The 551-nt window shown below is 39.9% G+C and carries 1 protein-coding gene; it reads left to right on the top strand.

Translation table 11 applies throughout. The annotated features are described in order from the left end of the window. Positions 1-260: 260 nt before the first annotated feature. Positions 261-551, top strand: a 291-nt coding sequence (locus DYY66_RS09625) for a hypothetical protein (protein ID WP_218583705.1), incomplete at both ends; no start/stop codon positions are given.

The raw sequence follows: 551 nt of genomic DNA, 5'->3' as shown, positions 1-551 counted from the left end.
CAAGCACAACAAGAAGCTATAGCATCTCAGAGACCTGTAATGATATTAGACAGATCTTCATATTATCAAGGTGACACAATATACATAACTGCAGCTGGACTGGATGCACAGACCACTGTTACAATGCAAATAATAGATAGTNAATGATATTAGACAGATCTTCATATTATCAAGGTGACACAGTACACATAACTGCAGCTGGACTGGATGCGCAAACCACTGTTACAATGCAGATAGTAGATAGCACCGGATTTGCGATNAGAGATACCTCATCTGATTCTTCTGGAAAAATGACCTTTAACTTTCCATTGTCTTTGACTGTGGCCCCTGGCACATATACATTCAGAATAATTGAAGGACAGACAACAATCTCACAACCAATCTCCATACTAAGTTCAGGCATAACATATTCTAGTTTGTATCAATTTACTGCACACACAGACAAGGGAGTCTATCTTGCAGGTGATATAATCGGAGTATCAGGAATGGGTGCGCCAAATACCAGTGTTACCGGCACCATAACAAGTCCATCTGGTAGAACTCTAATGTCT

Source organism: Candidatus Nitrosotalea sp. FS, from assembly GCF_011319475.1.
Taxonomy (GTDB): Archaea; Thermoproteota; Nitrososphaeria; order Nitrososphaerales; family Nitrosopumilaceae; genus Nitrosotalea.
Note: the sequence above shows the minus strand (reverse complement) of the source record. Positions and strands in the feature narration are given on the sequence as shown.